The following is a 21,756-nucleotide window of genomic DNA, read 5'->3' on the forward strand; positions in this document are numbered from 1 at the left end:
CGTTTGTCATACAGTTAGATTATGATATATTTGACATGTAATTTTTCAACAAATAATTAACATCTAACATGCCAATAACCGCCAACGATACCAAAAGAAAATCATGGTTAGAAGTACCAGAAAATAGTGACTTCCCTATTCAAAATATTCCTTTCGGTGTATTTCTTACTAAAGAAAATGTCGTTACAGTAGGAACAAGAATTGGTGATTACGCTATAGATTTAGGGGCTTTACAACAGTTAAACTATTTTGAGGGAATAGATTTAACCGATGATATGTTTATGCAGGACACGCTAAATGATTTTATTTCTGACGGAAAAAAAACATGGCGTTTAGTTCGAAATCGTATCGCTGATATTTTCGACGAAACCAATCCACAGCTTAGAGATTCAACAAAAGATCGCGATATTGTTATTTTTAATATCGACGATGTCGAGATGCAATTGCCAGTTTTGATTGGTGATTATACCGATTTTTATTCAAGTAAAGAACACGCTACAAACGTAGGAAAAATGTTCCGTGACCCAGAGAATGCGCTTCTTCCAAACTGGCTTCATATCCCTGTTGGATATCATGGAAGAAGTTCTACAATTGTTCCGTCTGGAATTCCGGTTCACCGACCAATGGGACAAACAATGCCTGCCGGCGGCGATTATCCTGTTTTTGGTCCATCTCGTTTAGTAGATTTTGAGCTTGAAACCGCTTTTATTACTACTGATGTAAATATTATGGGAGAAAACATCCCAACGTATGAAGCAGAAGATTATATTTTCGGAATGGTCTTACTAAATGACTGGAGTGCACGTGATATTCAGAAATGGGAATATGTACCACTTGGACCATTTTTAGCTAAAAACTTTGCAACTTCAATTTCTCCCTGGATTGTGACAATGGACGCTTTGGAGCCTTTTAGAACAAAAGGACCTAAACAAGATCCGTCGCCGCTTCCTTATTTGCAAACAAAAGGAAAAAAAGCTTTTGACATTCATTTAGAAGTTTCAATACAACCTGAAGATCAAGAAGAAACTATAGTTTCCAAATCAAATTTCAAATATTTATATTGGTCAATGGCACAGCAATTAGCGCATCATACTTCTAACGGATGTCGTGTAAATTCTGGTGATATGATGGGATCAGGAACTATTTCAGGTCCAACTCCTGACAGTTTTGGTTCTATGCTGGAATTGACTTGGGGCGGTAAAAATCCGTTAAAATTAAAGGATGGAAGCGAACGCAAATTTATTGAAGATAATGATACTGTAATCATTAGAGGTTTCTGCGAAAATGCAGAAGTAAGAATTGGTTTTGGAGAAGTTGCAAGCCAGCTTTTACCTCCATTTATCAGACCATGAAGAGCAGATAAGTTACCTCAAGAGATATAGAAAATAAAAAACCTTGGTTGTCGCCAAGGTTTTTTTGTGTTTTTTTTTTCCACAGATTAAAAGGATTAAAATGATTTTTTTATCCGAATGTTTTGAATCGCGCAAAGTCGCGAAGACGCAAAGTTTTTTTTTAGTTGCCTCCAGTTTTAACTGGAGGTATTTATATTTTGCAAGAAAAAAGGCTTTAGCCAAAAAAAGAGTCTGGCTAAAGCCCTTAATGCTGACTTTGTTTTTCCTCCAGTTAAAACTGGAGGCTATTCAATAAATTATAAAAATCTTTGCGTCTTCGCGACTTTGCGGGATTAAATCTTTACAATAATACTTTGAAGAAAAACTTTGCGGGATTCGACTTCGCTCAGCCTGACAAAACAAAACTTTGTGTATTTGTGCCTTCGCAGCAAAAATAAATTAAGCTGGAATCTGCTGGCTTAAACAATGCAATGTCCCGAATCCCCAAATAAAATCAATACAACTTATTCCGATTACTTCTCTATCTGGGAAACATTCTGCTAGTATATTTAAAGCGACACGATCATTGCTATCATTAAATGTTGGTACTAAAACACAATTATTTAAAATCAAGAAATTAGCATAACTCGCCGGTAATCTTAAATCCTCAAAATCGACACGTTTTGGCATTGGCAGCGCTACAATTACAGGAGATTTTCCGTTTTCCAATTTTGCATTTTGAAGACGTTTCAAATTATCCTGTAAAGGTTTATAATTTGAATCATTTTTATCAGTCTCGACAATTGTTACGATTGTATCTTCATTTACAAATCGGCATAAATCATCTATATGCCCATGTGTATCATCACCTTCGATTCCGTCTCCTAACCAAATCACATTTGTAACTCCAAGATATTCTTTAAAAACAGCTTCGTAATCTTCTTTCGTAAAACCCTGATTTCTAACTTGAATTGTAGGATGCATTAAACATTCTTCAGAAGTCAATAAAGTACCTTTACCGTTTACATCAATGGCACCGCCTTCAACAATTACTGGCTTTCCTTTGTACATTACTTGTGTTAATGGAACATCAATAAAATCAGCAACTTTACCCGGGACAAATTTATCTAACTGATAGTTTTTATATTTCGCCCAGCCATTAAAGTTGAAATTTAAAGCTTCTCTTTTAGAACCATTTTTCACAATAATTGGACCTGAATCACGCATCCAACTTCTGTTTGTTTTATGAATAATAAAAGAAACATTTTTAATGTTAACTCGGGCTCTTTCAAGCATATCAGCAACTTTTTCTTTAAGTTTTTCGTCGGCTACGAGCAAAAAAACAGTTTCAAAAGTGGCTACTTTTTTTATAAATTCTACAAAAGCCCATTGAACAGCTTCATATTTTCCTGGCCAATCGTTGCCATTATGAGGAAAACACAATACAATTCCTTGTTGTTTTTCCCATTCTGCTGGAAATCTTCTATTATTTGTTGACATAAAAAGGTTCTAATTTAGAAAATGCAAAGATAAGCATTCATTAGGACTATAAAACATTTGATTGAAATTCGTAACTAATTTTACAAAAATATCCTGCAAAAATTAAGTTAAAGATTAAATAATAAAGGCTTAATATTTGGCAAAAATCGGAGAATTACATTTGCGAAACTAAAAACTAATAAAAAATGAAAAAATTAACTATCTCGTTATTAACAGCACTGCTTATTATGACAAGCTGTAATAACGATGAAAATTCTAACAATGAACCAGAAGTTATTGTAAATGAAAATCCAGGAACTTTTAAAGAAATTGGTTCTATAACTATTGGCGGAGAAGCTGCTGCTGAAATTTCAGCTTATTGTGAAAAAACTAAAAGACTTTTCACTGTAAACAACAGTGGAACAAATCAAATTGATGTTATCGATATTTCTGATCCTACAAAACCTTTAAAAATTGGAAAAATTGATTTAACAGCATACGAAGGTGCATCAAACAGTGTTTCTGTTTTTGACGGAAAACTAGCAGTTGCCTTAGAATCAACTGTAAACAAACAAGGAAATGGAAAAGTAGTTATTTTCAATACATCAGATTACAGCTTAATAAAACAAGTTACTGTTGGTGCTTTGCCAGATATGATCACTTTTTCTGCTGATGGAAAATATATCATGACTGCCAATGAAGGCGAACCAAATACTGATTATTCACAAGATCCTAACGGAACAATTTCTATTATTGAAACAAGCACTTATGCAGTAACAACATTAGATTTCAGTTCTTTCAGTGCTCAAGCAGCAACTTTAGCAAAAGATGGGTTCAGAATTTCTAAGATTGCTAAAAGCTTTGCTCAGGATATTGAACCAGAATACATTACTATTTCTGATGATTCTAAAACTGCGTGGGTGACTTTACAGGAAAATAATGGAGTCGCTAAAGTTGATTTAGCTTCTAAAACTATTACTGCTATTTATCCTTTAGGTTTAAAAGATTATAATACTGCTGAAAATGCTATTGATGTAAGCGACAGTGATGACAAAATTGCTTTCAACCCTTGGAAAATTAAAGGAATGTATATGCCAGATGCTATCAGTCATTTTTCTGCTAACAATGTTCCTTATTTTGTAACTGCCAATGAAGGTGACGCAAGAGAATATACGGCAAACACAGATATAAAGAGAATGAAAAGCTTAAAACTTGATGCAACCGTTTTTCCAGATGCTGCTACATTAAAACTAGACACAAATTTAGGCCGATTAAATCTTGTTGCTGACATGGGCGATACAGACGGCGACGGAGACTTAGACGAAATGGTGAGTTTCGGTGCTAGATCTTTCTCAATTTGGAATGGAAATACAGGAAAAATCGTTTTTGACAGCAAAAATGATGTTGATAAAAAAACAAACGAATTAGGAACTTATGATGACAAACGAAGTGATGACAAAGGTTCTGAACCTGAAGCTGTAGTTGTCACTAAAATTGGAAATCAAACTATTTTATTTGTTGGTCTTGAAAGATCTGATGCTTTTATGACTTATGATGTAACCAATCCATCTTCTCCACAGTATTTACAAACTGTAAAAACAGGAGATGCACCAGAAGGAATATTATTCATTCCTGCATCTAAAAGCCCTACTAAGAGAAGTTTGGTTGTAGTGAGCAGTGAAGGTGACGGAACTGTGAAAATATACCAGCCGGACTTAAAATAATTTTACTACGGCAAAGTACAAAAGGGCAAAATATATGTTTTGCCCTTTTTTTGTGCTCTAAATTTTAATTTCATTAACGATTTTACATAATAAAATGCCAAAAGGTGGAAATTATGTAAGACCAAATAGAACACATTCTAAAAACCAGCACATAATTTTGTCATGAGTTTAAAATAAAACCAAACTAAAATTGAATATCATGAAAAAGAAATTATGCTCTCTGTCCTTTTTAATATTAGCGTTTTCTGCAAGCGCACAAAATATGACGACCACTACTACTCCAACTGTTGATCAATCACAATACAACAAATGGTCTATAGAATTAAATGGCGGGGTTAATAAACCGACGCGAACAATGACTCCAGGTTACTCTACTTCAACTTTAAATCCATTTCATGCAGATTTAGGTGTGAGATATATGTTTAGTCCAAAATTTGGAGTGAAATTGGATGTTGGATACGACCAGTTTACAGAACGTGATGACACGCCGGATTTTGAAAGCAGATACGTAAGAGCAAGCATCCAGGGTGTTGTAAACATTGGACGCGCTTTAAATTTTGAAACATGGACAAATACTATTGGCGTTTTAGCACATGGAGGTATTGGAGTTTCACAAATTAGTACCGAAACTGGCCCGGGTGGTCAGGATTATATGGGACACGGGATTTTAGGTCTAACCGGACAAGTGAAATTATCAAACAGAGTCGCACTAACTGGTGACCTTACCGGAATTGTAAATGGAAGACAAAATTGGAACTTTGACGGAATGGGAAATACATCAACGGGTGCATTTGATGGGGTATTACTGAATGCTTCTGTTGGTTTGACTTTTTACTTAGGTAAAAATGAAAAACATGCCGACTGGGTAGGCGAAGAAGACAGAATTAGCGAATTGGAAAAAAGAGTTGATTTAGTAGAAACCGGACTTCTAGATACTGATAAAGATGGCGTTGCTGATTTATATGATTTAGAACCAAATAGTATTGCAGGAGTTGCGGTAAACACAAAAGGTCAATCTATTGATACCAATCAAAACGGCGTACCTGATGAGCTGGAAAGTTATTTAGACAAAACTTACGAAAAGAAAGGCGCTGGAAGTGGAAGTCTTACAAACAATACAGTTGAAGAATTGATTAACGGAGGTTACGTAAATGTTTATTTCGATTTTAATTCATCAAAACCTACAAATGCTTCTTTGTCTGGAGTTGATTTTTTAGTGAAATATTTGAAAAACAATCCAGGAAAATCAGCTGATATTATTGGTTATGCTGACGAAATTGGAAATTCAAGCTACAACACTGAATTATCAAGAAAAAGAGCTGAAGCTGTGAAAAAAGTAGCTATAAATGCTGGAATCGATGCTTCAAGATTGAATGTAGTTGCTAACGGAGAAGATACTTCTGTTAACAAAAACTCTAAAGAAGCGAGACAAATCGTAAGAAGAGTTACTTTTCAGGTGAAATAACAATTATAACTAAATTAAAAAAGGCGGTTTCAAACTATTGAAACCGCCTTTTTGTTTTATATGAAAATAAATATAATTATTTATCAATTGCTCTTTTTGTAATATCGCCAAAAGCATCAATTCTTCTGTCTCTAAAAAATGGCCAGTTTTGACGAACATTTTCCTGTAAATCCAAATCAACTTCTGCAATTAAAATTTCTTCTTTATCGTGTGAAGCCTGAGCTAAAATTTCACCTTGTGGTCCAGCAATAAATGATGCTCCCCAAAATTGAATTCCTTCAGTTCCTTCAAGATATTTTTCAAGACCAATTCGGTTGGCTGCTGCTACGAAAACTCCGTTTGCTACTGCGTGACCTTTCATTACGTTCATCCAAGCGCCGTATTGATTTTCACCGTATTGTTCTTTTTCTTTAGGATGCCATCCGATTGCTGTTGGATAGAATAAAACTTCTGCACCTTTTAATGCTGTAATACGCGCCGCTTCCGGGTACCATTGATCCCAACAGATTAAAGTTCCAACAGTTCCTTTTTTAGTTTCTATTGCCTGAAAACCTAAATCACCTGGCGTAAAATAGAATTTTTCATAAAAATGAGGATCGTCTGGAATATGCATTTTACGATACAAACCAGCTTCTGTACCATCTGTATCAATGATATAAGCACTATTATGGTAAATTCCAGCCATTCTTTTTTCGAAGAAAGGAACAATGATTACAACTCCTAATTCTTTTGCCAATTCACTGAAAGCAATAAATGAAGTACTGTAAAGTGGTTCAGCTAATGCAAAATTATCTACATCTTCGCTTTGGCAGAAATAATGACTGCTATATAGTTCAGGAAGCAAGATAACTTCAGCACCTTGGCTTGCAGCATCTCTTACCCAGTTGATACATTTTTTAAGATTATTTTCAGCAACATCATTCAGATTCAACTGAATTACTGATATTTTATATTTTCTTTTCGGCATGACATAAATTTTAGAGTGCAAAAATAATACTTTTTAAAGGATTGGCAAAGTCTATAACTTTTATATAACATATAAGAAAGCAATGCAATCAATCAAAAACAAAAAACCATTTTACATCAGTTTAAAATTTAAACTTTTGCAAAATGGCTTTCAACCTAAAAAAATATCAACTAAGAAAGTTGTTATTCGATTACGACTTTTTGAGTCAGGAATTCAGTTTCTGATTTTCTGAATTTGATTTCGATAGTTCCTTTTGCAGTTGCTTTGATTTTATAAACTGTCTTTTTAGGATCTGGAACTTGCTGTGTACAAACTCCATCTACTGGATATTTTGCCACAACTTGTAATCCTTTTGCTTCACCAATTGTAGTTTCAGCAATTTTATCGAATTCTCCGCAAGCATTATCTACTAAATAAGTAACATCATAACTCAATTCGTCGTTTACTTTTCCTGTTGCCGGACCTTCAATTTTAGTTACAAATGCTGTTTTTGTTTTAACTGCTGCCTCTGCGTTGTCATCGTCGTTGCTGCATGAAATTAATGCAGTTGATAAAAATAATACTACTAAAACTGATTTTAATCTAAACCTTTTCATATAAAATAATAATTAATTGTTAATTACTATGAAGATGCGGCATAACTGCAAAGGTTGCTTTGAGAAAATGTTAAATAGTTTAATTAAAAATTCAAATCATTATAAATCAGAAGTTTATTTTTTAATATTTTTTTTCAAAATGCCGATATTTCCTATGAAAATAAAAACTTCTCGTCTAGCCCCGATCGAAGCGGCATCCTTTTTCCTGCTTCTTTAGCAGGGAAAAGATATAGCGGAGAGCGGGACTAAATTTGAACTGAAAACTGATATTTCTGCTCCAAAAAAAAAACACCAGCCTTTTGACTAGTGTTTTTTGTTATTTTTAAAATCAGTATTTTAAACTACTGGTTCTTTCTTTTTAAATATTTTTTTGAAAAGATTTACGATTAGCAGGACAATAAATCCAAAAACAAGCCCCACTACAAATTCTTTAATAATTGATGGAATCTTGATTTCTTCCGCTAAATGATGAATGTATGGGATATAATGCACAAACAAACCTCCGGCTACTAAAATAAGAGCAATTGTGCCAATAACAGTTAATGCTTTGATCACTTTTGGAAGTGCCTGAACCAAAATATTTCCAATAAATTTTAAAAGGCTTTTTTCTTTTTTACTGCGTTGAATCATTTTGAAACCAACTTCGTCCATACGAACGATAAGCGCTACAATTCCGTAAACTCCAATTGTTGCTATCAACGCAATGATTGAAACTGTGATAATTTGTGACATTAAGGGCTTACCAATTACAGTTCCTAAAGCGATAATTACGATTTCTACAGAAAGAATAAAATCAGTAACAATGGCCGATTTTACTTTGTCTTTTTCAATTATTAAAATCTCTTCCTCCGTAAGTACTTCATCTGTAATTCCTTCAGATTCTTCATGCGCATGAGGAACTATAAATTCATAGATTTTTTCGGCTCCTTCATAAGCTAAAAACAATCCTCCCAAAACCAAAACTACCATGATAGCAACTGGAAAAAATGCACTTAATAAAAATGCAATTGGAAGAATAATGATTTTATTCAATAAAGAACCTTTGCTGATTGCCCATAAAACCGGAAGCTCTCTCGATGATGCAAAACCTGAAGCTTTTTCGGCGTTTACAGCCAAATCGTCTCCTAAAATTCCAGCTGTTTTTTTTGCTGCAACTTTGCTCATTACTGCAACATCATCCATAATTGCTGCGATATCATCCAATAGAGCGAAAAAACCTGAACCCATTTTTTAATTAATTTTTAGTTGTGCGAATCTACCACTTTTATCCTAATTTCTTAACTGAATATTGGATTAATTCCTAACTGCACTGTCCCAACAAAAGCCAGATAATTACAAAAACTAATATGGTTCCGAAACATCCTCCACCTAATTTTTTGGCGCCATATCCTGCGATCAATCCTCTAAATATATTATTCATAATGTATGTTTTTAAGTTATTGTAAATTTGAGAATTATACCTAGAACATCATTTATAATACTTTCAAAAAATGTTTCAATATTTAAACAAAAAAACACCAAATCATTTCTGATTTGATGTTTTTTGAGAACATTAAAGTATTAAAAAAAATTATTCTACTGTTGATGTTTGATTTCTAAAAACCAATTTTCCGTCAAACGCATCAATTAAAATAATACTGTCTGTAGTAATATTTCCAGCTAGAATTTCTTTTGACAACTGATTTAAAACCTCTCTCTGAACCACACGTTTTACAGGTCTTGCTCCAAACTGAGGATCAAATCCTTTTTCAGATAAATAGGCGATTGCTTCTGGAGTTGCATCCATTGTAATACCTTGCAGAGCCAGCATTTTCGTAACACTCTTCAATTGTAAACTTACAATTCTTGAAATATTATCGACGGTAAGAGGTGTAAACATTACGATTTCATCGATACGGTTTATGAATTCAGGTCGTACTGTTTGTTTCAATAATCCTAAAACTTCTGTTTTTGCAGCTTCTGTAGCCGCTTCAATTCCGCCTTTTAGATTTTCAAATTTCTCTTGTATGATCTGGCTTCCCATATTAGAAGTCATAATGATAATTGTGTTTTTGAAATCAGCAAGACGACCTTTGTTGTCTGTTAATCGGCCTTCATCTAATACTTGTAATAAAATATTGAAAGTATCTGGATGCGCTTTTTCGATCTCGTCTAACAAAATTACAGAATAAGGTTTTCTACGAACAGCTTCTGTCAATTGACCACCTTCATCATAACCTACATATCCTGGAGGCGCACCAACCAAACGGCTCACACTATGACGTTCCTGATACTCACTCATATCTATACGTGTCATGGCATTTTCATCATCAAAAAGATATTCGGCCAAGGCTTTTGCTAATTCTGTTTTACCAACTCCGGTTGTTCCCAAGAATAAGAAAGTTCCAACTGGTTTTTTCATATCCTGTAAACCGGCACGGCTTCTGCGAACAGCATCGCTCACAGCTTCTATCGCTTCTTCCTGACCTACTACACGCTTATGCAATTCGTCTTCAAGATGCAATAGCTTTTCTCTTTCCGTTTGAAGCATTTTCATTACTGGAATTCCTGTCCATTTTGCTACCACTTCTGCAATATCTTCTCTGGTAACCTCTTCTTTAATTAATGAAGTTCCCGATTGGAATTCCTGTAATTGTTTTTGCAAATTTTCTTGGCGTTCCTGCGCTTCTTTTATTTTTCCGTAACGAATTTCTGCTACTTTTCCGTAATCACCATCACGTTCTGCGCGTTCTGCTTCATATTTAAAGTCTTCAATTTCTAGTTTTACAGCCTGAATTCCGTCAACAATATCTTTTTCCTGTTTCCATTTTGCAAAGATTTCATTTCGCTCTTCTTTTAGATTGGCCAATTCCATACCTAAAATCTTAAGTTTGCTTTCTTCTTTCTCTCGTTTAATGGCTTCAATTTCGATTTCCAACTGCATGATTTTACGATCCAAAACATCTAATTCCTCAGGTTTTGAGTTGATTTCCATACGCAACTTAGAAGCAGCCTCGTCCATCAAATCGATTGCTTTATCTGGCAAGAAACGATTTGTAATATATCTTTGTGAAAGTTCTACAGCCGCAATAATAGCTTCGTCTTTAATTTGAACTTTATGATGCGTCTCATATTTTTCTTTAATTCCACGAAGAATTGAAATGGCACTTTCAGTATCTGGTTCGTCGATTAGTACTTTTTGAAAACGTCTTTCAAGCGCTTTATCTTTTTCAAAATATTTTTGATATTCATCTAAAGTTGTTGCACCAATTGCTCTTAGTTCTCCACGAGCCAAAGCTGGTTTCAGGATATTAGCCGCATCCATTGCGCCTTCTCCTCCACCCGCTCCCACAAGCGTATGAATTTCATCAATAAACAAAACGATATCTCCTTCTGCCGAAGTAACTTCTTTTACAACCGATTTTAAACGTTCTTCAAATTCTCCTTTGTACTTTGCTCCAGCAATTAGAGCTCCCATATCTAATGAGAAAACGATTTTTTCTTTTAGATTTTCAGGAACGTCGCCGTCCACAATTCTATGGGCCAACCCTTCTGCAATGGCGGTTTTACCAACTCCAGGTTCTCCAATTAACATTGGGTTGTTTTTTGTTCTACGCGTCAGAATCTGCAAGACACGACGTATTTCTTCATCACGACCAATAACTGGATCTAGTTTTCCTGTCCTTGCTAATTCGTTTAAGTTTTTTGCGTATTTATTTAACGAATTATAAGTTTCTTCTGCCGAAGCTGATGTTACCCTTTCTCCTTTTCTCAATTCTTCGATAGCCGCTTTTAAGCCTTTTCCAGTAACTCCCTGATCTTTTAAAATCTGAGAAACTTTACTTTTGGAATCAAAAATAGCTAGAATTAAATGCTCGATCGAAACGTATTCGTCGTTCATTTTTTGTGCAATAATTTCAGCTTCATTCAAAGCTTTATTGGCGTCTCTTGAAAGCATAATTTCACCTCCGGAAACTTTTGGAAAACTCTGAATTGTACTGTCTAAAATTTGTAAAAACAAAGGCACATTTACATTTAGTTTTTTCAAAATAAATGGTGCTACGTTTTCATCAACTTCAAAAATAGCTTTGAAAATGTGTTCATTTTCAATTTGCTGCTGGCCATTTCGTTGCGCTAATTGCTGTGACAACTGAATGGCTTCCTGCGATTTAATAGTAAACTTGTTAATATTCATATTTTTATGATTTGACTGATTTTTAATTATCTAATATTCAATAACATTAAAGTTACGATTTATAGAGATACATTTTTAATTCAAATAATCTAACTTTGTATTCGAATAGACAAATTATATTCCACAGTAAAAATAAAGACAAAATGACATTAAAAACATGATTTCTATCATTTTAAAATGTCAAAAAGTCATAAAACAAGCCAAATATGAGTTTTTTTAATTCAATCTTCGGAAGTTCTGAGAACTCAGAAACTCCAAAAAGTAAAGTAAACTGGACAGAATTAACCGATATTCTTCAATTAATGGAGATTGAAGCAATATCAAACGAAAAGCCAGTTGTAATTTTTAAACACAGCACAAGATGCAGCATCAGCCGAATGGCGTTGAAACAATTTGAAAGAGAGTTTGATCTTGAAGAAGTGGTTGATGCTTATTTTCTGGATTTGATCGCGCATCGTGATATTTCAAATGAAATTGCAAATAAATTTGGTGTTTATCATGAATCACCACAATTAATTTTAATCAAAAACGGAAAAGCCGTTTACGATGTTTCGCACAGCGATATTGATGCCGAGGCATTGAAAAACAAGATTTAAGTTATGAATTATAGAATTTATCACTCGGCTTAGACTACAGAGAAATTTAAAAATTAGGAAGCCTGAAATTGTATTTGACAATTTCAGGCTTTTTCTTTCTTTACTTTAAATTTAACTTTAATTTGATTTCAATTTGAACCCTCAATTCACAACTCACAACTCACAATTAAAATTAAAAACTTCCTCCAGAACCTCCTCCACTAAAACCTCCGTCTCCAAACTCCATTGGAGAATCTATCTTAACTTCTGGTTTCATTCCGAAAGTTGAAGCGACGACTAAAGCTTCGGTGTTTAAGAAATTATCTGAATGATTGATTCGGTCTGGTTTAAAAGTCAAACCACTTTCTTTTTCTTTTAATTTTTTAATTGAAAAAAAAGCAATTGCAAATAAAACTACTCCGCCAAGTGTAAGTGCAACTTCAATTGGCAAAACGGAATAATAAAATCGGATAGTGTAAATTGAAAATGCAATTGCCAAAAAACTGATCCATAGCATTATTCTGTCTTTTCCTTTTAAAGCTTGAATCAAATAAATTATTGGGACAATAATCGTAAATGCATAAAAGAAAAATGCAAACGGAATATCTGTTCCTGGTTTTACTTCATTTCCTAATAATTCTGATGAAAGTTCTCTAACCACTAAATAGTTGCAGGATAGATAAAACAATATCAAGCAAAAACTATTGGCTAATAAAAGTCCGTTGTAATAATAACTTTCTTTTAAATTGAAGATTATTTTTTTAGTCACAAAATATAAAATTGCTGCAGAAATCATTGCTACAAATGGCAAAATTGTTTTTCCTATATCACCAAATTCAAACATTTCAAAAAACAAAAATCCCGTTGCAGCTATACAGAAAACTAACATTGATAACAAATGAAGGTATCGTAAAAACATAAAAAGTGCTGCAATTGCAACAAAAAAAGCGATTACAGCTTCATAGCCTTCTGTTGTGACGGCAATTGCAATTCCGACATTTAGCAGTGCTCCTAGAACAAACGCATCATCTAAACCATGATTATGATAATTTTGTGTAGCCAATAATTCTGCTCCAACAAATCCAACGACAGCAAAAATATAGCAGCAAATTTGAAAAAAAACATGTTCGCCACTTAAACCAAATAAAGAAATTGCTCCACAAATTGAAAGATATAATAAGCAACCCAGTAAAAAGAATCCAATTCTAACCAGAATATTGCTTTGACTTTTGAGAACTGGCAATTCCTTTTCTATAAATTTCTTTTGATCCTTGCTTATAAAACCTCCATTATATAAAGTATCCGCTTCATCGAGTAAAGCTCCATTATCTAACATTTTTTTATCGTACACTATCATGCTCTAATTTCTTTGTTGAATTTTTTAATCAGTTTTATAAATAGCACTATTGAACCAATAAAATAGGCCGGTAAAAGAAATATGAATAGCTCCCAAATATTAGAAAAGTCAATATTCTCAAATATTCTGAACAAAATTATATTTCCACCGATATAGCCGTAAACAATCATAAAAACATATAAAGACATTGCTTTATTCTCATAACTAGCTTTATAGAAATAAAATGTAGAACCGATTAAAACAATAGCAAACAACATCCAATTAAGGGTATCGTAACTGGTTAAATTACTAGTCGAAGCTACACTTACAATATGCAAAGCAAAAGTCAGAAAAATCAAACTAAAGTGCGTTTTTAAGGAAATTCTACGACTGTAAATTGTCCATAAAATTAATAAGACGCCAAGCATTACAGCCGAATAGCTCAAATTCTGACTTGCATACAAATTATTACTGTCATTAAAAATATCTTGTGGTGTTACCGAAAGTCCTATGTAAGCTGCCAAACCAGTAATTGCAATTGTCAAAACGCTTTTGTTGTCAAAATAATAAGCACAAAAGAAACTCACTATTGTTGGAACTAAAGTCGCTAATCCGTAATGTTCGCCAAAGGTTTTGTACTGAAACTGCAAATAACCAATAAAAATACAAGTCAGAATATTGGCCGCAAGCACCAAATATTCTAAAACCGGATGTTCAAAAACGGTTTCTGATTTTTGGAAACCTTTTGAATTTTTAAAACAATAATAAAAACAAACTACAATGACTATAAGTAAAATGGAAAGAATGGCAATATGACCAATTGTATCAATATTTTCATAAATCAAGATTCCAATTCCAGAAGTAAAAAGCAAAACAGACAAATACAAAAACAGTTTTAATTCTGCATTTAATGAAAAAATACCCAAATTACGATAAGATGTAATTTCCTTGTACTGATTTTCTGTAATTAGATTTTTATCCCGAAGCGATTCTGTAAATTTCTCATCGAACTTATTCATATTTTCTATTTAAAAGCACAATCAAAAATAGTTTTTTTTTAATGCAATCAATTTTTATTTGTAAATAAATTCGGCTTTATTCTTGTAAAACACTAATTGGCATCTTTCTGAAATCCAAATTCTTCATAAAAACAAAGTATTAGAATGCAAAAAAATCACAAATATTATTGACTTTAAAATTAATTAATTACATTCGTGTAATCGATTACATTAAATTGATATCAAAACCACTTAAACCAAATATTAAAATGAAAAAGAATTTGTTTTCACTTCTTTTCCTCTTGAGTCTGTCTCTTTCTGCACAAAATTATGTGATGACGTCTCCAGAAGGATTTGGAGCGTCTGCTACCGGAGGTGGCAACACAACTCCCGTTACCGTAACCACTTATACCGATTTAACATCGAAACTAAAACTGACAACACCACAAGTCATTTTAGTTTCTGGAACAATCAACTGCAGTTATACTAGTTTACTAGTTACAAACAAGACTATCATTGGGCTTCCCGGAGCCCGATTAGTAAATACCGATCAAACTGCGGCGGGTTCGGGAATTTTAAGCTTAAAACCTGGATCAGACAATATTATTATCCGAAATCTAATTTTTGAAGGTCCTGGCGCTTATGATGTGGACGGACATGATAATCTTACTTCTGAAGCTACAAATGTTTGGGTAGATCATTGCGAATTTCAGGATGGAATGGATGGCAATTTTGATAATAAAAGAGCCGCAGACAATGTGACTATTTCATGGACAAAGTTTACGTACTTAAAAACACCAAAAGCCGGTGGGTCTGGTGGAGCCGATGATCACCGATTTTCAGATTTAGTAGGTTCTTCAAAGAGCGACGCACCATCTGACGGACATTACAGCATTACTTTCAAAAATTGCTATTGGGCTGACGGATGCAGAGAACGTATGCCTCGTGCAAGAAATGCAGAATTACATATTTTAAATTGTTATTACAATACTTCCGTTTCAAGTTCTTTGGCAATTGGATTAGGCGGTGGAGATAATAATACAACTTGTTATGTTGAAGGAACAGATTTTGCTAAAATTGGAACAGCTTTCAAAAATTACATCAGTACAGACGGCGGAACTGTTGGAATTACATTTTCTAACTGCCTAAAAGCTGGAGCAGATTATGGCGACCCGGTTTTAAAACCTTCATATACCTATACTACTTTTGCAGTAAATGATGTTGTGGGATATGTTGCCAATGCTTCGTGTGGCGCGGGTGCAACACTTCAAGTTTCTAAAGATGGAAAAATAGCATCAAGCTGCAATGGTTTAGGCTTAAAAGAAAACAAAAATGATTTAGAACTTAAATGTTATCCAACCAAAATCAATCGTCTTTTAAACATTGAGTTTTCAGGAAGCGACAACGGCTTAGCTTATGTAAATTTGTTTTCTTCCAGTGGTGCCAAAGTATATTCGGAATCAAAAAATATTGCTGCTGCCGAAAAATTAGAATTAAATGTTGGAAATCTTGCCAAAGGAATTTATATCTGTAAGGTTCAGATTGAAAACCGCAGTAAAACTTTTAAACTTCTGAAAATTTAAATTATTTCCGTAAAAAAGGTCATTGAAACAAATCAATGACCTTTTATATTTTTTACTTTTTATATCCCCAAATATTAAAAAGCAGCTTTCATTTTATCTTTAATCGCATCTAAGCATAAATTATTAATACTACCTTCGTGCGTGTGTTTGGTTTCTTTTGGAGATTTGTACGTTCCACCTTCTAATTGTTCTGCAACAGCTTTGTACGCATCTCTAAAAGGCATTCCTTCAACCACCATTTCGTTTAAAGTATCAACCGTAAACAAATAATCGTATTTTTTATCTTCTAAAATATGATCTTTAACTGTAATATCTTTAATAGAAAATATAGCAATATCCAAGCAAGATTTTAAAGTCTGAATCGCTGGAAACAAGCCTTCTTTTAAAAGCTGTAAATCTCTATGATAACCACTCGGAAGATTATTGGTAATTAAAGTAATTTCGTATGGGAGCGCCTGAATCTTGTTGCATTTTCCTCTGATTAGCTCAAATACGTCAGGATTTTTCTTGTGAGGCATAATACTTGAACCTGTTGTAAGATGCGCCGGAAGACCAATAAAGTCAAAATTCTGGCTCATATACAAACAAACATCCATGGCAAATTTTGACAATGTTCCAGCCACACTTGTCATCGCAAAAGCAACAGTTTTCTCTGCTTTTCCACGGCTCATTTGTGCTGCAACAGCATTATATTTTAAGGTTTCAAAACCTAATTCCTGTGTTGTAAATGTTCTGTTGATTGGAAATGAACTTCCGTAACCCGCTGCAGATCCTAACGGATTCTGATCTACAATTTTTGAAGCTGCATTCAGCATCGTTACATCATCAATTAAACTCTCAGCGTAAGCAGAAAACCACATTCCGAATGATGATGGCATGGCGATTTGCAAATGGGTATAACCTGGCAACAACACATTTTGATGTTTTTCTGCCGATTCCATTAACAAGTCAAAAAGTGTTTTTACCTGTTCTTTTATGGCTTTTAATTCGTCTTTTAAATACAAATGAACATCAACCAAAACCTGATCATTACGAGAACGTGCAGTGTGGATTTTCTTTCCTGCATCGCCTAGTTTTACTGTTAGAAGATATTCGATTTTAGAATGTACGTCCTCGAAACTATCTTCGATTTCGAAATTTCCAACTACGATATCAGCAATGATTTCGTTTAAAGCATCAACCAAAGAAGTTGTTTCTTCTGTAGTCAATAAACCAATCTGTCCCAACATTTTAGCGTGAGCGATTGAACCTAAAGCATCATATTTTGCTAAAACCAAATCCAGTTCACGATCGTTTCCTACTGTGAATTGCTCGATTTGTTTATCTGTTGGTATTCCTTTTTCCCAAAGTTTCATAACTTAGATTTTTAGACTTCTTAGATTTTAGACTTCTTAGATTTTTTTTCTAATTTAGACCTAATGTCATTGTTTATACTGGTGGTGTTTCTAGCCCCGATAGTAGTGGAAATCCTTTTGTGTCTCGTTTCTTTAACGAGACACAAAAGATTGGAACGGATAGCGGGATTAGCTCCTAAAAAATATTATAATTTAAAGAAATCTGTTAGTATTTTGATATACAGGTCAACTCCTTCTTCAATTTCATTTACAAAAATAAATTCATCTGCTGAATGCGAACGTAATGTTTCTCCTGGTCCTAATTTTAAAGACTGACAGCTTAAAACGGATTGATCTGAAAGTGTTGGCGAGCCATAAGTCGTTCTTCCTAAAGCGATTCCGGCTTGTACTAAACCATGTGCAATTGGAATAGATGATGAATTTAAGTGCATTGATCTTGGTGTTACTTCGGCATTTACATTTGCTTTTACAACTTCCAGAATTTCAGCATTTGTATAGCGGTCTGTTACACGAATATCAACAACCAAATCACATTCTGACGGCACCACATTATGTTGTTTACCAGCATTAATCTGTGTTACGGTCATTTTTACAGGACCTAAAACATCTGATATTTTATCGAATTTATAGTTTTTAAACCATTCCATTACCGGAATAGATTTGTATAATGCATTATCATCATTTTGATGTGCGGCGTGGCTTGCTGTACCTTTTACTTTTACGTCAAGGACTAATAAACCTTTTTCAGCAACTGCTAATTGCATTAAAGTTGGTTCTCCTACAATCGCGCAATCTAGTTCTGGTAAATGTTTTAGAACACTATTTAAACCGTTTTTCCCGCTGCTTTCTTCTTCGGCAGAAGCCACAATTACAATATTGTGAGAAAGGTTTTTATTTTCGTAAAAATGAACGAAAGTCGCCAGTAATGAAACTAAACATCCGCCAGCATCATTGCTTCCTAATCCAAATAATTTTCCATCTTTTTCAATTGCTTTAAACGGATCGTTGGTGTACGCTTGATTTGGTCGTACAGTATCGTGATGTGAGTTTAATAAAAGTGTTGGTTTGTTTTCGTCGAAATATTTGTTAAAAGCCCACACATTGTTGTTTTCTCTTTTGAAAGGAATTTCATTCTGATTGAACCAATTTTCGATTAAAAGAGCTGTTTGGTCTTCTTCACTTGAAAATGAAGGGGTTTCGATTAAGCTTTTTAATAAACTAATTGCTTCCTGGGTAAGCGTATCTATATTTTTCATTTTAATAAGGTTCAAAGGCTCAAAGGAACAAAGCAGCAAAGTTTTTGAGCTTTCCTTTGACCATTTTTACTTGCGCAAATTTATTTAAAATACCTTGTGCGCTCTATTTTTTTGCCACTAATTACATGGATTTTCAAACATTCTTTTTTTATCACAGATTTAAAATCAAAATGAACTTTTTAATGTTCTTCTAAAATTATTTTCTCTTTTAACAGCAAAAATTAATGTCAATTCGTGGCAACATTTTTTATAATGTAATCGTTGTATGCGGAATATCTGAGTTTTGGAGCATTTTGTGATGACCAATTTTGATTTTCTGCACACCTCTTGATAAACTATTGAAACAGTTATCCAATTTTGGGATCATTCCTGAATGGATTACTTTTTCTTCTTTTAGTTTATGATATAATGCTTCGTTGATTTCTGTTATTACAGAGGAATCGTCTTCTGAATTTTGTAAAACACCTTGTTTTTCAAAACAATATGTCAGCGTCACATCAAAAACTTCTGACAATGCAATTGATAATTCGCTTGCAATTGTATCGGCATTTGTGTTTAACAATTGTCCGTTTTTGTCATGTGTAATGGCACAGAAAACGGGTACAATTCCAGTTTCTAACAAAGTCGCTAACAGTTTAGTGTTGACTTGTTTTACATCGCCTACAAATCCGTAATCGATTGTTGGGTGATTTCTTTTTGTTGATTGAATTAAATTTCCATCAGCTCCAGAAAAACCAACAGCATTATTATCTTTTGCCTGTAATTGCGCCACAATATGTTTGTTGATTTGTCCGGCGTAAATCATGACCACAACATCAAGCATTGGAGCATCTGTAATTCGGCGCCCATCAATCATTTGCGGAACCAAACCAATACTCTGCGCCATTTTTGTAGCCGATTTTCCACCGCCGTGAACTAAAACTTTGTAGCCTTCAATTTTAGAAAAATCGGTTAAGAACTGTTCTAATTCTGACGGATTGTCGATGATGTTTCCACCTATTTTGATTACGGTAACTTTTTTCATGAGGTTCTAAGTTGCTAAGGTTCTAAGGGACTAAGGTTTTTGTTAGGCAGTTTCTTAGCATCCTAGAAACTTAGAACCTTAGTATCTAAAAAAGCTATATTTTTTTAAGAATCTTTTGTAAAACTAATTGTGCTGAATACGTTCTATTATTCGCTTGTTCAATTACGATTGAATTTTCTCCATCAAGAACTTCGTCACTTACAATTACGTTGCGACGAACTGGAAGACAGTGCATGAATTTTCCGTTGTTCGTTAAAGCCATTTTTTCGGCTGTAACGGTCCAATTTGGATCGCTGTTGGTCACTTTTCCGTAATCGTTGAAATTACTCCAGTTTTTTACATAAACGAAATCGGCATTTTCAAAAGCTTTATTTTGATCATATTCGATTTTACAGTCTTGCGTGATTTCTGGACTCAATTCATATCCTTCTGGATGTGTGATTACAAAATCCATGTCTTTTTGCATTTGCATCATTTCTACGAATGAATTGGCTACAGCCTGAGGCAAAGCTTTAGGATGCGGCGCCCAAGAAAGTACTACTTTTGGTTTGTGTTTCGTTTTATATTCTTCCATTGTAATGGCATCTGCCAACGACTGTAACGGGTGACGCACAGCACTTTCCATATTTACGATTGGCACTGTAACATATTTCAAAAATCCTGAAATTACAGTTTCCTGATAATCTTTTTCTTTGTCAACCAAACCTGCAAAAGCACGGATAGCAATAATATCACAGTATTGTGAAACTACTTCTGCTGCTTCTTTGATATGTTCAGAAGCGCCAGAATTCATCACTGCTCCGTCTTCGAATTCCAATGTCCATCCTTCGTTGGTAAAATTCATTACCATAACGTTCATGCCTAAGTTCATTGCTGCTTTTTGAGTACTCAAACGCGTTCTTAAACTCGGATTAAAAAATAACATTCCTAAGGTTTTATTTTTACCTAATTTTTTATTTTTAAGCGGGTCTTTTTTGATTTTGATCGCGCTTTTTACCCATTTTGATAATGAGTTGATGTCTTTTATTGAGATATAGTTCATTTGTTTTTCTTTATTAGTTTAGATAATGTGATAATTAGATTATTTTAGTAAACGGAATTTCGTCTTTTAATGCTTTTAAAATAAAATTATCATTCAACCCATTTACAATCCAGGTTTCTATATTAGCTGCTTTTGAAATTGCGGCGGCTTCTATTTTGGATTGCATTCCTCCTGTTCCGTGTGATGATTTTGAATCGCCGATTTCTTTTTCGAGCAACTTTAAATCATTTACCAATTTTATGGTCTCTGGATTTTCATAATGAATGGATTCTTTCGTGTAAATCCCGTTTGTATTTGTTGCAATTATCAGAATATCAACATTTAAAAGAACCGCCGTTAACGCTGCTAATTTATCATTATCTCCAAACCGAATCTCATCAGTGGCAACAGTATCATTTTCATTGATAATCGGAATGTAATTATTTTTTACCAATACATTAATGGTATTGACAATGTTCTTTTTGGTCTGTTCTTTTTCGAAATCAGAGTAAGAAAGCAAACACTGCGACGTATTTAATCCTAAATCCTTAAAATTCTCATTGTAAATCCGCATTAAATGAGGCTGTCCTATAGAAGCTAAAGCCTGCTTTACAAAAACATCTTTATCCTGATTATCCAGTTTCACAAACTGTTTTGCTGCAGCAATTGCTCCTGAACTTACTATGATAAACTCATATTCGTCGTTTAGAGCTGCAATCTGTATTCCTAGGTCTTCGATCTTTCCCCGCGAAATATGATTGGTTTCTTTGGTTAAAGTATTACTTCCTATTTTTAATAAAATCCGTTTCTTACCCATTTTTTTTTTAAAGGTGCTAAGGTTCTAAGATGCTGAAATTCTAAGTTTTTCAATC

17 protein-coding genes are annotated in these 21,756 nt (G+C 33.8%); 5 read left to right on the forward strand and 12 right to left on the reverse strand.

The window, feature by feature from the left end; genetic code table 11:
• Positions 1-68: 68 nt before the first annotated feature.
• Positions 69-1,352, forward strand: a complete 1,284-nt coding sequence (gene fahA, locus ACWA1B_RS06675; RefSeq protein WP_456905293.1) for a fumarylacetoacetase — start codon at positions 69-71, stop codon at positions 1,350-1,352.
• 438 nt (positions 1,353-1,790) lie between these two features.
• Here fahA and ACWA1B_RS06680 read toward each other — a convergent pair whose 3' ends face one another.
• Positions 1,791-2,831, reverse strand: a complete 1,041-nt coding sequence (locus ACWA1B_RS06680) for an agmatine deiminase family protein (RefSeq protein ID WP_456905295.1) — start codon at positions 2,829-2,831, stop codon at positions 1,791-1,793.
• 185 nt (positions 2,832-3,016) lie between these two features.
• On the opposite strand from ACWA1B_RS06680, the gene ACWA1B_RS06685 reads away from it, so the two are divergent.
• A complete protein-coding gene (locus tag ACWA1B_RS06685) occupies positions 3,017-4,534 on the forward strand; it encodes a choice-of-anchor I family protein (protein ID WP_456905297.1) in 1,518 nt (505 codons plus the stop codon).
• 199 nt (positions 4,535-4,733) lie between these two features.
• The gene (locus ACWA1B_RS06690; protein WP_456905299.1) at positions 4,734-5,999 is read left to right on the forward strand and encodes an OmpA family protein; all 1,266 of its coding nucleotides are present in this window, start codon (positions 4,734-4,736) and stop codon (positions 5,997-5,999) included.
• A 76-nt stretch (positions 6,000-6,075) separates the two neighbouring features.
• Here the strand turns inward: ACWA1B_RS06690 and ACWA1B_RS06695 are convergent, their stop codons facing one another.
• The 4 genes from ACWA1B_RS06695 to clpB form a co-directional block, all read right to left on the reverse strand.
• Entirely contained in the window at positions 6,076-6,966 is an 891-nt protein-coding gene (locus ACWA1B_RS06695) for a carbon-nitrogen hydrolase (protein ID WP_456905301.1), read from the reverse strand.
• A 182-nt stretch (positions 6,967-7,148) separates the two neighbouring features.
• Positions 7,149-7,562, reverse strand: coding sequence for a hypothetical protein (locus ACWA1B_RS06700; RefSeq protein WP_035644837.1), 414 nt, complete (start codon positions 7,560-7,562; stop codon positions 7,149-7,151).
• 336 nt (positions 7,563-7,898) lie between these two features.
• A complete protein-coding gene (locus ACWA1B_RS06705) occupies positions 7,899-8,789 on the reverse strand; it encodes a DUF808 domain-containing protein (protein WP_035644841.1) in 891 nt (296 codons plus the stop codon).
• A 343-nt stretch (positions 8,790-9,132) separates the two neighbouring features.
• Positions 9,133-11,736: an ATP-dependent chaperone ClpB gene (clpB, locus tag ACWA1B_RS06710; RefSeq protein WP_456905303.1), complete on the reverse strand. Its 2,604-nt coding sequence runs from the start codon at positions 11,734-11,736 to the stop codon at positions 9,133-9,135.
• A gap of 206 nt (positions 11,737-11,942) precedes the next feature.
• Here clpB and ytxJ point away from each other — a divergent pair, with 206 nt between their 5' ends.
• Positions 11,943-12,332 (forward strand): bacillithiol system redox-active protein YtxJ, encoded by a 390-nt coding sequence (gene ytxJ / locus ACWA1B_RS06715; protein ID WP_456905305.1) that lies wholly within the window; start codon positions 11,943-11,945, stop codon positions 12,330-12,332.
• 172 nt (positions 12,333-12,504) lie between these two features.
• Here ytxJ and ACWA1B_RS06720 read toward each other — a convergent pair whose 3' ends face one another.
• Complete coding sequence (locus tag ACWA1B_RS06720; protein ID WP_456905307.1) at positions 12,505-13,668, reverse strand: hypothetical protein; 1,164 nt, start codon at positions 13,666-13,668, stop codon at positions 12,505-12,507.
• Positions 13,665-14,666, reverse strand: a complete 1,002-nt coding sequence (locus ACWA1B_RS06725) for a DUF2157 domain-containing protein (RefSeq protein WP_456905309.1) — start codon at positions 14,664-14,666, stop codon at positions 13,665-13,667. Before ACWA1B_RS06725 ends, ACWA1B_RS06720 begins: the two co-directional genes overlap by 4 nt.
• Before the next feature lie 248 nt (positions 14,667-14,914).
• On the opposite strand from ACWA1B_RS06725, the gene ACWA1B_RS06730 reads away from it, so the two are divergent.
• Positions 14,915-16,228, forward strand: a complete 1,314-nt coding sequence (locus tag ACWA1B_RS06730; protein ID WP_456905311.1) for a pectate lyase family protein — start codon at positions 14,915-14,917, stop codon at positions 16,226-16,228.
• Positions 16,229-16,302: 74 nt separating this feature from the next.
• Here ACWA1B_RS06730 and argH read toward each other — a convergent pair whose 3' ends face one another.
• The 5 genes from argH to proB all read right to left on the reverse strand — a co-directional run bounded on the left by argH (position 16,303) and on the right by proB (position 21,701).
• On the reverse strand, positions 16,303-17,583 hold the full coding sequence (gene argH / locus ACWA1B_RS06735) for an argininosuccinate lyase (RefSeq protein WP_456905313.1): 1,281 nt from the start codon (positions 17,581-17,583) through the stop codon (positions 16,303-16,305).
• A 185-nt stretch (positions 17,584-17,768) separates the two neighbouring features.
• The gene (locus ACWA1B_RS06740; RefSeq protein ID WP_456905315.1) at positions 17,769-18,839 is read right to left on the reverse strand and encodes a M20 family metallo-hydrolase; all 1,071 of its coding nucleotides are present in this window, start codon (positions 18,837-18,839) and stop codon (positions 17,769-17,771) included.
• A gap of 247 nt (positions 18,840-19,086) precedes the next feature.
• Entirely contained in the window at positions 19,087-19,863 is a 777-nt protein-coding gene (gene argB, locus ACWA1B_RS06745) for an acetylglutamate kinase (RefSeq protein WP_456905317.1), read from the reverse strand.
• 94 nt (positions 19,864-19,957) lie between these two features.
• Positions 19,958-20,905, reverse strand: coding sequence for an N-acetylornithine carbamoyltransferase (locus ACWA1B_RS06750; RefSeq protein ID WP_456905319.1), 948 nt, complete (start codon positions 20,903-20,905; stop codon positions 19,958-19,960).
• Between the two features lie 34 nt (positions 20,906-20,939).
• The gene (gene proB, locus ACWA1B_RS06755; RefSeq protein WP_456905321.1) at positions 20,940-21,701 is read right to left on the reverse strand and encodes a glutamate 5-kinase; all 762 of its coding nucleotides are present in this window, start codon (positions 21,699-21,701) and stop codon (positions 20,940-20,942) included.
• Positions 21,702-21,756 lie beyond the last annotated feature (55 nt).

It is taken from the genome of Flavobacterium xizangense (genome assembly GCF_054075145.1).